12 protein-coding genes are annotated in these 13,434 nt (G+C 70.4%); 8 read left to right on the top strand and 4 right to left on the bottom strand.

What is annotated here, in order from left to right:
- The first annotated feature begins 46 nt into the window (after positions 1-46).
- The 4 genes from VGD70_RS21970 to VGD70_RS21955 are packed head-to-tail and all read left to right on the top strand — an operon-like array spanning position 47 to position 3,976.
- Positions 47-823 carry a carbohydrate ABC transporter permease gene (locus VGD70_RS21970; protein WP_331084236.1) on the top strand — a complete coding sequence of 259 codons (777 nt, stop codon included), beginning with the start codon at positions 47-49 and terminating at the stop codon, positions 821-823.
- Complete coding sequence (locus tag VGD70_RS21965; RefSeq protein ID WP_331084235.1) at positions 820-2,112, top strand: sugar ABC transporter substrate-binding protein; 1,293 nt, start codon at positions 820-822, stop codon at positions 2,110-2,112. The genes VGD70_RS21970 and VGD70_RS21965 overlap by 4 nt, the downstream gene beginning before the upstream one ends.
- Positions 2,109-3,113 (top strand): ABC transporter ATP-binding protein, encoded by a 1,005-nt coding sequence (locus VGD70_RS21960; protein ID WP_331084232.1) that lies wholly within the window; start codon positions 2,109-2,111, stop codon positions 3,111-3,113. Before VGD70_RS21965 ends, VGD70_RS21960 begins: the two co-directional genes overlap by 4 nt.
- Positions 3,110-3,976 carry a sugar ABC transporter permease gene (locus VGD70_RS21955; RefSeq protein ID WP_331084230.1) on the top strand — a complete coding sequence of 289 codons (867 nt, stop codon included), beginning with the start codon at positions 3,110-3,112 and terminating at the stop codon, positions 3,974-3,976. The genes VGD70_RS21960 and VGD70_RS21955 overlap by 4 nt, the downstream gene beginning before the upstream one ends.
- Positions 3,977-3,991: 15 nt before the next feature.
- Here the strand turns inward: VGD70_RS21955 and VGD70_RS21950 are convergent, their stop codons facing one another.
- Positions 3,992-5,251, bottom strand: a complete 1,260-nt coding sequence (locus tag VGD70_RS21950) for an MFS transporter (RefSeq protein ID WP_331084228.1) — start codon at positions 5,249-5,251, stop codon at positions 3,992-3,994.
- A 185-nt stretch (positions 5,252-5,436) separates the two neighbouring features.
- On the opposite strand from VGD70_RS21950, the gene VGD70_RS21945 reads away from it, so the two are divergent.
- The 3 genes from VGD70_RS21945 to VGD70_RS21935 all read left to right on the top strand — a co-directional run bounded on the left by VGD70_RS21945 (position 5,437) and on the right by VGD70_RS21935 (position 8,607).
- The gene (locus tag VGD70_RS21945; protein WP_331084226.1) at positions 5,437-5,865 is read left to right on the top strand and encodes an SUKH-4 family immunity protein; all 429 of its coding nucleotides are present in this window, start codon (positions 5,437-5,439) and stop codon (positions 5,863-5,865) included.
- A gap of 310 nt (positions 5,866-6,175) precedes the next feature.
- Positions 6,176-7,243: a cytochrome P450 gene (locus VGD70_RS21940; protein WP_331084224.1), complete on the top strand. Its 1,068-nt coding sequence runs from the start codon at positions 6,176-6,178 to the stop codon at positions 7,241-7,243.
- A 146-nt stretch (positions 7,244-7,389) separates the two neighbouring features.
- Complete coding sequence (locus tag VGD70_RS21935) at positions 7,390-8,607, top strand: cytochrome P450 (protein ID WP_331084222.1); 1,218 nt, start codon at positions 7,390-7,392, stop codon at positions 8,605-8,607.
- An 89-nt stretch (positions 8,608-8,696) separates the two neighbouring features.
- Here VGD70_RS21935 and VGD70_RS21930 read toward each other — a convergent pair whose 3' ends face one another.
- Together VGD70_RS21930 and VGD70_RS21925 are read right to left on the bottom strand one after the other, a co-directional pair.
- Positions 8,697-9,518, bottom strand: coding sequence for a hypothetical protein (locus tag VGD70_RS21930; protein ID WP_331084220.1), 822 nt, complete (start codon positions 9,516-9,518; stop codon positions 8,697-8,699).
- On the bottom strand, positions 9,515-10,477 hold the full coding sequence (locus tag VGD70_RS21925; RefSeq protein WP_331084219.1) for an ABC transporter ATP-binding protein: 963 nt from the start codon (positions 10,475-10,477) through the stop codon (positions 9,515-9,517). The genes VGD70_RS21930 and VGD70_RS21925 overlap by 4 nt, the downstream gene beginning before the upstream one ends.
- A 108-nt stretch (positions 10,478-10,585) precedes the next feature.
- Here VGD70_RS21925 and VGD70_RS21920 point away from each other — a divergent pair, with 108 nt between their 5' ends.
- Complete coding sequence (locus VGD70_RS21920) at positions 10,586-11,200, top strand: TetR/AcrR family transcriptional regulator (protein WP_331084217.1); 615 nt, start codon at positions 10,586-10,588, stop codon at positions 11,198-11,200.
- A gap of 143 nt (positions 11,201-11,343) precedes the next feature.
- Here VGD70_RS21920 and VGD70_RS21915 read toward each other — a convergent pair whose 3' ends face one another.
- On the bottom strand, positions 11,344-13,158 hold the full coding sequence (locus VGD70_RS21915; RefSeq protein WP_414638024.1) for a right-handed parallel beta-helix repeat-containing protein: 1,815 nt from the start codon (positions 13,156-13,158) through the stop codon (positions 11,344-11,346).
- Positions 13,159-13,434 lie beyond the last annotated feature (276 nt).

Genomic DNA, 13,434 nt, shown 5'->3' with positions numbered 1-13,434 from the left:
CAGCACCCGATCACCCCGACGGACCACCACCTGGTGGACCGTCGGGGTGATCGCGCTGTCCGCCGGGTTCCTCGCGCCGCTCGTCGTGCTGGTGCTCGGCTCCCTGCAGCGCCCGCTGCAGCCGCCCCCCAACGGACTCGACCTGTGGCCCGACCCCGCCGAGTGGGCGAACTACGCGACCGTGCCGCGGTTCGTGCCGCTGGCTCGGCTCATGCTGAACTCCCTGCTGCTCGTCGTCGTCGCGGTCCCGGTCACCGTCGTCGTCACGTCGATGGCCGGTCTCGCGATCGTCACCGCTCGCGGCCGGCCGCGCCGTTGGCTCATCGGCGTCTCGGTGCTCATGCTGCTCGTGCCCGCCGCCGCGCTGTGGGTGCCGAGAGTCGTGCTGTTGCGCGGTGTCGGCCTCGCGGACACCCCGCTCACGGTCGCCCTGCTCGCGCTCGCCGGCACGACACCGTTCTACGTGTTGTTGTTCGCGCTTGCCTACTCGCGCATCCCGGCGTCGTTGCTCGAGGCCGCCACGCTCGAGGGTCTGAGCCCGTATGCCGTGTGGCGCCGGGTCGCGCTTCCGCTGGCCCGCCCCGCGGCGGTCGCCGTGGCGGCACTGTCCGGCCTGTACTACTGGTCCACGTTCATGGATCCGCTGACCCTCGTGTCGTCGCCGGGCAACTGGCCGGTGGCGCTGGGCCTGCGGAGTCTCGGTGAGCTGGAGGCCGCGCTGTACCCGATCTACCTCGCCGCCGCGGTCCTCGTGTCAGCACCCGCGTTGCTCGCGTTCGGCATCGCCCAACGATCCTTCTTCTCCTCGGTGGAGCGTGCATGACACCCCCTCACCCGCTCCGCGGCGCCGGAACGCCCCGCAAGCTCCGCGCACTGAGACCTGCCGTGCTCGCGATCCCGGTGCTCCTCGCCCTGAGCGCCTGTGCCAGCGGACCAGACGCGGGCAATGCGACGGCGCCGATCACCGTGCAGATCAGGGCCGAGCCGGAGGAGGCGGCGGTCTACCGGAGCCTCGTCACGGCGTACCAGGAGGCCGGGGGCGGCGAGGTCGAACTCGTCACGGTGGGCCGCGAGGACCACCTCACCCGGCTCTCCACCGCCTTCGCGTCCGGCGACGCGCCAGACGTGTTCGGAATCAACTACCGCGAGTACGCCCCGTTCGTGCGGCGCGGCGCCGTGCACCCCATCGGTCCACTGCTCGCACGGGAGGGGCTCGACACGGCCGACTACTACGAAGAACCGCTGCGCGCGTTCACCTACGACGGTGCGCTGCAGTGCATGCCGCAGAACATCTCCTCCCTCGTCGTCTACTGGAACCGCGGACTGTTCGCGCAGGCCGGCGTTCCCGCGCCGAAGGCAGGCTGGACCTGGCACGACTTCGTGACGACGGCCCGGGCCCTGACGACCGGCGGGGTCAGGGGAGTCGGCATCGACGCGTCGATCACCCGGATGGCGCCGTTCGTCTGGAGCAGCGGCGGCGCGATCGTCGACGACGACGAGAAGCCGACCCGCACGACCCTCCACGAGCCCGGTGCCCGCGCCGCGCTCCAGGCCGTCGCCGACCTCATCGGCACCGGCGCGACACCGAGCAAGGAACAGCTTGCCGCGCAAGGACTGCCGGAACAGTTCATGACCGGAAAGCTGGCGATGTTCCTGAGCTCGCGCGTCGAGGTGCCCGCGCTGCGGGAACAGCGAGGCCTCGACTTCGACGTCGCCGCCCTGCCGGTCATGGGCGAGCCGGCGGCGGTGCTGCACTCCGACGCCTACTGCATCGCGAGCAGCTCCGAGAACAGGGCGGCAGCGGCGAAGTTCGTCGCCTACGCCGTGGGGCGGCAGGGCCAGACGCTCACCGCGCTCGGCGGGCGCACCGTGCCGTCGCTGCGCTCGGTCGCGACGTCGCCCGCGTTCCTCAGCCCGGCCCGGGCCCCCGCGTCGTCGCAGGTGTTCCTCGACGCCATTCCGTACCTGCGGCACACGCCGGTGACGCCGTCGTGGCCGGAGGTCGAGGACGTGATCGGCACCCAGCTGCGGCGGGCCTTCGAGGACGGCGTCCCGCTCGACGAGGTCCTCGCGGAGATCCAGCAGCAGGCCGATCCGTTGCTGCGCGGATGAGTCTTCGGATCGAAGGCGCGCACAAGCACTTCCGAGCACACCGGGGGACGCGCGTCGTGGCCCTCGACGGGGTGGACCTCGAAGCGAAGCCCGGCGAGCTGCTCGTCATCGTCGGGCCGTCCGGGTCGGGCAAGTCGACGCTGCTGCGTGCGGTCGCCGGATTGGAGGCGCTCGACGCGGGGCGCGTCGTCATCGACGATCGGGACGTCACCGCCGTGCCGGCCGGCCGGCGGGACGTCGCCATGGTGTTTCAGGAGGCCGCGCTCTTTCCCCATCTCGGTGTCGCCGCGAACATCGGGATCGGGGAACGGGCCAGAGGGGCCGGGCGGCGCACGGTCGAGACCCGTGTCCGCGAGGTGGCCCGCAGCCTCGACATCGAGCACCTCCTGGCGCGGATGCCGGGCGAGCTGAGCGGTGGGGAGCGGCAGCGGGTGGCGCTCGCCCGCGCCATGATCCGCTCTCCCACGGTCTGCCTGCTCGACGAGCCGCTCGCCTCCGTCGACACCGAGCTGCGGCTGCGGATGCGCGGTGCGATCCGGGCGGTGCAGCGAGCGCTGGGCGTGCCGATGGTGCACGTCACCCACGACCAGGCCGAGGCGATGGCGATGGGGGACCGGGTCGCGGTCATGGCCGCTGGTCGGGTGCTCCAGTGCGACACCCCGGCGGAGGTCTACGCACGGCCCGCGACGACGGCGGTGGCCCGCATCTTCGGCCCGCTGCCGATGAACCTCCTACCGGCTGTCGACGGGTTCGTCGTAGGGGTGCGGCCCGAACGGGTGCGAGTGAGTCGCGCCGAGGACGGGGACCGAGCCGGGTCGGTGGCCGCGGTCGAGCCGGCGGGGGAGGAGTGCCTCGTCCGGGTACGGCCCGACGGCGCCGCCGGTGACCTGCTCGCACGGCTGCCGTGGGCCGGCGCTCCGCACGCCGGGGAGCGGGTGACCGTGACGTGGCGACCCCAGGACGAGCACCGTTTCGACGCCGCGACGGGAGAACGCCGGTGAGGAGACGGCCGCTCGCGATCCCCTATCTCGTGGGGTCGGTCCTCCTCGTCCTGGTCCCGCTCGCGCTGGCTGCCGCGCTCGCGTTCACCGACTACTTCGGCTTCCGGGCACCGGAGTTCACCGGCGCCGACAACCTCGCGCGTGTTGCCGGCGACGACACTTTCTGGGCCGCCGTCGGCGTCAGTGCGCTCGTCGCCGCGGTCGTCGTGCCGCTCCGGCTGTCACTCGCGGTCGGTGCGGCGCTCCTCCTGGCCCGACGCCGCGGCGCGCGGACGGCGGTCGGCCGGGCCGCGGCATATCTGCCGTCGGCCATCCCGGACGCGGCGTGGGCGCTGCTGTGGCTGTGGATCCTCAACCCGCTCTACGGACCGCTGCCGGCGTTGCTCGGGGTGCTCGGCATCCCGGACCCCGGGTTCCTCACGACGCCGTGGGGAGCGCGGCTCGGGCTGGTGCTCGTCATGGCGTTCCAGGTGGGGGAGGCGTTCGTGGTCGCCCTCGCCGCGCGCATCGCGATCCCGCCGCGGCTCCACGAGGCGATCGAGGTCGAGGGCGGCTCCGCCTGGTTCGCGATGACCCGCGTGACGTTGCCGCTCATGGCGCCCATCGTGCTCGTCCTCGCGGTACGGGACGTGGTCGTCGTCGTGCAGAACGCGTTCGTGCCGGCACTGCTCCTGACCGGCGGCGGCCCGGCGAACGCGACGCTCACAGCGCCCCTGCTGATCTACCGCCGGGCGTTCGAGTACGGCGAACTCGGCTACGCGAGCACGCTGTCGGTGACCCTGCTCGTGCTCACCGGCATCGCGGCCGCACTCCCGCTGTTGCTCGCCGCCCGTCTCGCCGCACGCCAGCGAACCCGCGGCTGACCGCCGGGTGAGCGGTCAGGGTCGGGCGTCCGCCGGATCGAGCCGGTGGGCGTCGACGGAAGGCGGGCCGTCGGCGGTACGGCGGTCGGCGGCGGCGGACCACAGCAGGATCACCACGCCCGCCGAGGACAGAGCCGCTCCCACCAAGGCCGGCGCGCGGTAGCCGTAACCGGCGGCGATGACGATTCCGCCCAGCCAAGCGCCCAGCGCGTTGGCGACGTTCAGCGCCGCGTGGTTCATCGCCGCGCCCAGCGTGATGGCGTTGCCCGCGACGTCCATCAGCCGCAGCTGCAGGTTGGTCACCGTGACCGAGCCGATCGCGGTGGTCAGGAAGACCACGGGCAGCAGCCACCAGCCGTACGGCGCGACCGCCCAGAAGACGATCATGACGGCCGCGGAGGCGATGCTCGACCACAGGAGCGACCTGAACACCGACCAGTCGGCCAGCTCTCCGCCCAGCCAGGTACCGAACGTCATGCCGAGGCCGAGCGCCAGCAGGAAGAGCGGCACCGTGCCCTCGTTCAGCCCGCCGACATCGCTGACGGTGGTGGCGATGTAGGAGTACACCGCGAACAGGCCACCGAACCCGACGGCACCGGCGGCCATCGTGAGCCAGACCTGCTTGCGGCTGAAGAACTCGCGCGCCTCGCGGCGGCCGTTCAGGTTCTTGTCGCCCGCCACCGACGGCACGAACGTGAGGACGAGGACGACGGTCAGCAGTGCCAGGCCCGCGGTCAGCACGTACGCCGCCCGCCACCCGAGGTGCTGCCCCACCCAGGTGGCGGCGGGGACACCGACCACGTTCGCGACCGAGAGTCCCAGCATCACGCTGGCGATGGCCCGGCCGCGCCGTTCGGGCGCGGCCAGGCTCGCGGCCACCAGGCTGGCGACACCGAAGTACGCGCCGTGCGGCAGCCCGTCGAAGAAGCGGGCCGCGACGAGCAGGCCGTAGGACGACGCTGCGGCGCTGACCAGGTTGAACACGCCGTACGCGGCCATGAGCGCGACCAGCAGCCCACGTCGCGGCAACCGGGCGGCGAAGAAGGACAGGATCGGCACCCCGACCACGACGCCGAGGGCATAGGCCGAGATCACATGGCCGGCCGTCGGCTCGGACACGTCGATCCCGTCGGCGATCCGCGGCAGCAGGCCCATGGTGACGAACTCGGTCGTGCCGATCGTGAACCCGCCGACGGCGAGAGCCAGCACAGCGACCGCGAACGGGCGTCCCCCGGTCGGCGGCGCGGCACTGGACGGAGCGGGCGACGGTGTCATGGAGGACTTCCTGGGCGTGCGGACCGCGGACTCACCACAGTGCAGCACGCATGCCTGGCCGACGCCGCGAAACGTTGGGACAGTCACTCCGACCGGGCCGAGGTGATGCACGCCTGAGCAGTGACGATGCGCGGCTGAGCAATGACGATCAGAACCGGCCGGGTGGACGCTACATACTGTGCGGCATGATCACCGATCAGCAGATCACCGATGCTCTCGCCAAGGTCGCCGGGCGGCGGACGATCTTCGAAGGCGAGTGGCAGCAGGCACCCTACCCCAGCCATGTCCACAATGGACACAAGTTCGCGGTTCTCGTCGAGGACCCGGAGATCGCGCGGCTGGTGCTGGACCGGGACACCGGCGAGGTGCTGGCCCTGGCCGTGGGCGAAGACCCGGATCTGGTCAACCGGTCGCTGGACCGGTTCGTCGCGTCGGCTCAGACCTTCGAGGCGGCGTGCGACGAGGCCGAGTCGATCGACGAGGACGACGACGAGGCGCTGGAGGCGAACGGCGAGCGGGCGTTGGAGGCCATCCGCGCGGTGGACCCGGACGCGGTGCGCGGCGAGAACCAGCTCTGGTCCACGGCAACCGAGGAACTCGGCTACGGCAGGTAGCGGGCGCCTCAGCCGCCCGAATCCGCTCGACCCACCGACGTCGCCGACGTCGTGATCTTGCTTGCTACTCTGCGCTACGCCGTAGTCGGTCGTCGGCGCGATGCTGCTCCGATCGGCTGATACCCGAACGGGACGGTTGACGTCGGGGTGGGGCACCGGGCTGTAGTGGGTTCATGATGCGTGTGACCGAGGGGCGGCCATGATCAATCGTGCGGATAGCGCATTCCTCGTCAGATCCGAGTCGCCATCGACGATCGGGCGGACACTTGCCGCCATCGGGCGCGACCAACCTGTTGTGTACGACGAGTTGATGGCCGCACCGTTGGTGTTGCGCCACCGGGATGTCTCCGTCGCCATGCGCGACAGCACCACGTTCAGCACCGAGTTCTACGGCGTTGGCCCGATGGCCATGGCGATGATCGCCCACAATGGCCCGGAGCACGCCCGGCAGCGCCGCATCCACAACCGGTTCTTCAGCCCGGTGGCCAGCGCGCGGTACGCCACCCGCGTCACGCCGATCGCGGACCGCGTGTTCGGCGCGCTGGCTGGCCAGGCTCGCACCGAACTGGTCGAGGACGTGCTGGTCGGGTTCCCGATGGCGGTCTTCCTCGATCTGCTCGGCGTTCCGAACGAGCTCGGCGACCAGGGGCTGAACTGGGTTCGCGCCATCGTCACGTGGATCGGGTCGCCGATGAACGACGAGTTGGTCGGGCCCGGCGAGAAGGCGTACGCCGAGCTCAGCGAGTACACCGGCGCGCTGGTCGAGCGCGAGCGGGTGAACCCCAGCGACAACCTGCTCGGGGAGATCATCCGGGCGCACCTGACCGAGGGCGGGTTCTCGGTCGAGGCGTGCTCGACGGCGGTGGTGAGCCTGCTGCTCGGCGGGTTCGAGACCACGATCCAGATGCTGTCCGCGACGGTCGCCTCGCTGTTGCTCAACCCCGACGCGCTGGCCGCCGTGCGGGCTGACCATTCGCTGATCGACGCGGCGGTCGACGAGGCGTTCCGGTGGGCGAACCCGTCCGCCGGCCTTTACCGGCTGGTGCGGCGGGACGTGGAGTTCGCCGGCACGCGACTCGAGGCGGGCAGCATGGTGTTCCTCTGCATCGCCGCCGCGCATTTCGACCCCGATGCCCACGCCGCTCCCGAGCGGTTCGACCTCGGCCGGGGCGCGAGCCACCTGGGGTTCGGGCTCGGTCCGCACTACTGCGTCGGCGCGCCCCTCGCCATGATCGAGGTCCGGGCGGCGCTCGCCGCTCTGCTGGATGCCTGCCCCGACCTGCGGCTCGACCCGGACCGCCCGCCGAGTTTCCATTACGGTGCACGTGGGTTCGTCCAGCATGGCACCGATGCCCTTCACGTACTGCTGTCCAGGTAGCCGGCCTGTTGTGGCCCATTGTGGTCATGGGCATTCCGGAATACTTGACCATTGGGATAGCCTCGCTTTCGGTTTGTCGTCTCTCGGAAAGCGCTGGCCTGATGCAACCTCCGCACCGTCGCCCGCTGTCCGACCTGACTGGTCTTATGCCGCTGTTCGCCACGACGAACTGCGCTGATCCGCAGGCGGTCTACGGGCAGCTGCGGGAGCGGTGGGGTGAGGTGGCCCCGGTCGAGCTCGAGCCGGGCATCCACGGCTGGCTGATCATGGGTCACCACGAGCTGTGCCAAGTGGTACGCAATGAGCGGCTGTTCTCCCGCGATCCCAACAACTGGCGCCTGTTCGCCGAGGGCGCCGTACCTGCCGACTCCGGGCTCGGCCCCATGATGTTCCCGCGGGACAACGCCTACTTCGCCGACGGTGAGGAGCACCGCAGGCTCCGCGCGCCGGTGGACGACGGCCTCGCCGCCCTTGACGAGCACCGAATGAGCCGGTTCGTCCGGGCCACGTGCGCGAATCTGATCGACGAGCTTTCCGGCCGGGGCGAGGCCGATCTGGTGTCCGACTACGCCGCGGTCGTGCCGATGCTGACCGTGGCCGGGCTGTTCGGCATCGGGGTGGAGGAGGGCCACCGACTGCGCGCGGCGGTGATCGCGCTGGTCAGCTCGGCCGCCGACTCCCAGGCGCCGGCACAGGACATCGAACGCATCCTGACCGGAGCCATAGCCGCACGGCGGGCCGAGCCGATGGACGACCTCACCACGGCGTTCCTGCGGCACGCCAACCTGCACACGGACTACGAGGTCCAGCAGGCGATGGTGATGACGATCTCCGCCGCCTACGAGGCGACCATGAGCTGGATCGCGCAAACCCTGCGACTCATGCTCGCCGACCACCGGTTCGGCGGCCGGCTGCGCGGTGGCCGGCTCGGCCTGGACGACGCGCTCGACGAGGTGCTGTGGCGCGATCCGCCGGTGACCAACATGCCGGCCAGGTACGCGCTGGTGGACTGCGAGCTGGCGGGCATGCCGATCCAGCGCGGGGACGCGTTGGTCCTCGGTCTGGCCGCGGCCAACGCTGATTCCCGGGTACACACGGACGACCCGTGGCTGGAGGTCGGCAACCGCTCACATCTCGCGTGGAGTGCCGGACCGCACGCCTGCCCGGCCCAGCGTGCCGGGCGCATGATCACCCAGATAGCGGTCGACACCGCGCTGCACCGGCTCCACGGCGTGACCTTGGCGATCCCCGCCGACGAGATCGAGCTCATGCCGTCCCCATGGACGCGCTGCCCCGCCAGCCTGCCCGTGTCTTTCACGCCGTCCGGCCCGGCCGGCGAGCCGGCGGCACGACGCTGGCGTTAGTCGTGACCATGCAGGCGCCGGGTGTGCCGGTCCCCGTGACGACGGGCCCGATTCGTGCTGGTTCCTTCACCGCGCCGTAGATCCGGTGATCAGGTGATGTCGCGCTTGATCGCGGTGCGGACCGCGACGGCGGTCAGCGCTACGGCGTAGGCGGTGATCAGGAGTCCGCCTTGCCATGCGTTGAGCAGGTTCGCGCCGTCGGGCGCGCCGAAGGCGTGGCCCCCGCTGAAGGTGAGGGCCTGGACGGCGCCGCCGGGAAGGTAGGGGAACAGGCCGCGGGTGGCGTCGATGGTGTTGATGATCGGTTCCAACGCGAACAGGTAGATCATCAGGCCGGCCGCGGCGGCCACCTGGCTGCGGAGCAGGGCGCCGAGGCCGACGCCCAGGGCGGTGACGACGGCGATGGCGGCGATCCCGCCGACCACCGCGCGAGTGACTCCGGCGGCCCCGAGCTGGCCGTGCAGGAAACCCCGCTGCGCGAGCCACGGTGCGGCGATGGCGGTGCAGACCGCCATTACCAGGACCCCGACGACGAACCCGTAGCCGAGCAGGGTGAGGAGTTTCGCGGTGATCACGGTGGCCCGGCGGGGCACGGCGAGGTAGGTGGCGGTGGCGGTGCGGTGCCGGTATTCGCCCGCGACGCAGGCGATCCCGGCTACGGCGGTGAGCAGGTAGCTCGTTTGGACGGCGCCGGTGAGCGCTCCGGTGAGGACGTCGGTCGCGGTCATGTCCCGTGGCTCGGCGCCGGCGACGCTGAGGGCGGCGATGACGGCTCCGACGATGATGGACAGCGCACCGAGCACGAGCCATGCCCGCGTGGTGACCAACTTGCGGACTTCGACGCGGAGTGCGGTGCCCAGTTCGCTCGGTGCGAGTGCTCCGGGGCCGTCGACGATCGCGAGGGTCTTCATTGGCTGACTCCTGAGGATTCGGCATCGGGGAGTGGGGAGTCCGGTTTCCGGCCTGGCGCGGTGAGCGAGAAGTACAGCCGCTCGAGGTCGAACCTCTCGGTCCGCAGCTCGGTGAGGGTGAGGCCGGCGGTCGCGGCGCGGTTGGCGACGACGTCGGCCGGCACGCCGCGGATCTCGACGCGGTCGGGTGGGCGCAGCTGGGTGTTCGCGGTTGCCGGCAGGGTGGCGATCAGCGCGTCGGGGTCGGCGCAGCGGGCGTGCACGGACTCGCCCGCCGCGTGCGCCAGGTCGCTGACGAGCCCGGACTCGACGAGTCGGCCCCGGTTCAGGATGACCACGGCGTCGGCGATGTTCTGCATCTCGGCGAGGAGGTGACTGGAGACGAGGACCGCGCGGCCACGGTCGGCGTAGGTCCGCAGCACGTCGCGCAGCCAGCGGATGCCATCGGGGTCGAGCCCGTTGGCGGGTTCGTCGCAGATGAGCACGGCCGGGTCGGCGAGCAGCGCGCCGGCCAGGCCGAGACGCTGGCGCATGCCGAGGGAGTAGCCGCGCACCTTCTGCCTGCTGGCGTCGGTGAGCTCGACGAGGTCGAGTACCTCGTCGACACGGTGGTCGTCGACACCGGCCGCCGGGGCGTAGGTGCGCAGGTGGTCCCTACCCGTGCGGCCGGGGTGGAAGCCCGTCGCCTCGAGCATGGCGCCGACTGCGCGGCTGGGGGTTGCGAGCTCGGCGTAGCGGCGTCCGGCGATGGTGGCGGTTCCGTGTGACGGCGTGATCAGTCCCAGGAGCATGCGCAGGGTGGTGGTCTTTCCCGCGCCGTTGGGGCCGAGGAATCCGGTGACCTGGCCGGGGTCGACGGTGAAGCTCAGGTCGTCCACGGCGGCTTTGCGGCCGAATGTCTTGGTCAGGCCGGACACGACGATCCGTGCGTCGTTGCCTAGGTCGGGGAGGGGTTGCATGGCGGTAGTCTGGGTTACAGTTCGACCAGAGTCAAGACACTATGTCCAACTGATTAGACAGTTTGTCGAAATGAGGGGTCAGTGGCGTCATCGACATGGACCAACACCGTGACCGATCACAAGGAGCGTCAAGCGCTGCACATCGGCCGTACGGCCATGGAACAAGCTGCGGCACAGGGCCTGGCCGCGGTGACCATGAGCCGGCTCGCCACCACGGCCGGCGTGTCCAGGGCGACCCTGTACAACTACTTCCCGGACGTTGAGGCCGCCATCACCTACTACCTGGTGGCGCAGGCCAAGGAGTTCCATCGCCGGCTCGCTTCGGCGGTGGAGCGGGAGCCCACCGCATGGCGCAAGCTCGAGTGCTACGTCCGGGAGCACGTCAACTACGTCGCTGAGGATGACCATCGGTCGGCGGCCGCGGCGATGGAGACCGGCGCGGTGTCCCCGCGGGTGGGTGAGAAACTCGGCGAACACCTTGCCGGGCCGAGAACACTGCTCGCCGAGATCCTCGGCAACGGCCGCGCCGACGGAAGCTTCGGCGACAGCCTGGATGTCGACGCGACCACCGCGTTGATCCAGAGCATGCTTCACGCCGCCCACGACCTGCTGGCACACGGCGGGCGTTCGGTCGAGCAGACGAACGCCGCCGTGGTGCGCCTGCTGGATAACGGCGTGCGCCCGGCGAAGCCCGGCGGGAGGCCGACGGCGAACCGGCGGTGACCGCGGCATTCCGGCTCCCGCGCGTGCGGGCGGAGCTCCAGGACGACCGGGATCACACCGCCCGCGCCGCGGTCGAGCGTGCGCGGGACAAACTGGAGCGCAGGCTCGACCGCGAGCTGAACTGTGCGTCAGGCCGGGTACTTTCAGCCGGTGATCGTGAACGTGGTCGGTGAGTCGTTCTGTGTGGCGATCTGGCCGGGGAGCAGGTTCTGCACGGTGTTACCGGTGAAGGTCCCGGTTCCGGTGACTCCGGTGGGGATCCAGATTCCCTGCTTGGCGGGATGGTCGATCGTGTTGTTCGTCAGCGTGACCCTGATGCGTGTTCGGTCGATGTGGAGGCCGGCGCGGAGGGAGCCGCGCAGGATGTTGTTGGTCATGGTGACGTTCGTGTAGGCGTTCGGGAACAGCGAGGTGCTGCCGGGGGAACCGATGTGCACACCGCTGCGGATGCCGTTCCAGCCGCCACCGCCGAGGAGGACGTTTCCGCTGACCGTGGCGGATTCCAGGGGGTGTCCCGTGTCGCCGTACACGCTGATGTCCATGGCGTTGTTCGATGACACGCTGTTCACCAGGTTGTCCCGTACCTCGACGTTCTGCCCGCCGGCGATCCGGATGCCGTTGGCCCACCAGGGTGCGATCGCGGTGTTGTTGAGGATCTTCGCGCCGTTCACCTGGCCGTTGGTGCCGCTGGCGCCGGCGTCGGAGTAGGTGGCGAAGGAGTCGTCACCGGTGTTCCTGGCGAAGTTGTTGCGGACGGTGATGTTGCGGCCGAGCTTGTCCGGGTTCGGGGTGTTGCCGTTGTTGATGTTGAAACCGTCGCCGTAGGTGTCCACGGCCCGGCTGTTCTGCACGGTGCCGTTGGTGCCCGACAGCCAGTTCGCGTCGATGTGTCGCGTCCAGATCCGGTCGATGAGCCAGCCGCCGGCACCGCCGGCGTTGATTCCGTAGTCCGAACCGCCGGTGCCGCCGACTCCCCGCCAGATGGCGTTGGTGTCGATCTGCAGGTCTGTCAGTGTGGTGCCCGAGCCCACCGTGATCTGCGAGCGCCAGGAGTTGGCCGGCAGCGGGACCTTGCGGTAGATGGTGGTGTACCACATACCGGCGCCCTGCACCTTCACCCCGGTGAAGTCCAACGGCGTGGGAACCAGGCTGTTCGTCAGATAGGTGCCCCGCGGGATCCACACCGACTTTCCCTGTGAGCGGGCGGCGTTCACCGTGTTCTGGATGGCGACCGTCGAATCTTTCCCGAAGTTCGGATCCGCGCCGTTGCTGATGACGGAGATCGAGTTGGCCGGTTGGGCCAGCGCTGCCCCGACGTTTTCCAGATCAACGGAATCGACGTGGTAGACGGCCGCCGTGTTGGCCGCGTCCTTCTGGAGCTTGATGGTGCTGGCCGTGCCGATGGGCGCACCCGCGACCCAGACGGGGAACTCGTTGTAGAAGCGGTAGGGAATGCCGCCCGCGCGAGGGTCGTCCGGGTTGGTGGTCGCGCCTCGGTAGTTCCATGCCTGGCGGGAGCTCAGCGTGATCGCCTGGCGGAACACGTTGTTCACGTACAGGTTCAGCGTCGCTGTGATGCCGCCGCCCGTCGGCGCGTCCGGGATCGAGGCGCGGACCACGAGAGCGTTGGTGGTCCTGCCCGAGTTGCTCGGGATGGTCACCGAGTCACCGTTGGCCTTCAGCTCGACCAGCGCGTAGCCCGAGGCCTCGGTCTCCAGGGTGGCGGCGGTCGGTGCCGGCGCGCCCGGACTGATGGAGCGTCGGCGCGCGGCGCCGCCGAGCGTCCCGGATTCGGCTTCCACGGTCACAAAAGGTGTCGTGGCACCCGCCGCGGCAATCAGCTCGGCATCAGCCGCGGCAACGACATCCGCGCGAACGTCGTTGCCCGGACCAACGGACAGAGCGCCGGCGGCGAGCAACGCGACGCCACACAGGACGGACAAGGTTCCTCGGTACATGGGTCACCCCTTGATCGGATCAGTGACTGGCAGGGACCAGCGGGCTGCGAGCGGGTACTTCCCCCGAAGTGCTCGGGATCCGCCGACCGCTCGGTACCCGGCGGTCGGCCTCCTCTGAGGGTCAGGCGGTGATGAGGAACGCGTCGATCATGCCCACTCTCGTGCTGCGGTTGACGATGCGCATGGTGTGCCGGCCTCGCACGGGCACGGCGACGGGCAGGAGGCGGTTCAACCTCATGGAGCACCTTCCGAGGCAGGGGGTGAAGGTGAACACGG

Origin of the sequence: Actinophytocola sp., assembly GCF_036402745.1 — a bacterium.
In the GTDB taxonomy this organism is placed as follows: Bacteria; Actinomycetota; Actinomycetes; order Mycobacteriales; family Pseudonocardiaceae; genus Actinophytocola.
Note: the sequence above shows the minus strand (reverse complement) of the source record. Positions and strands in the feature narration are given on the sequence as shown.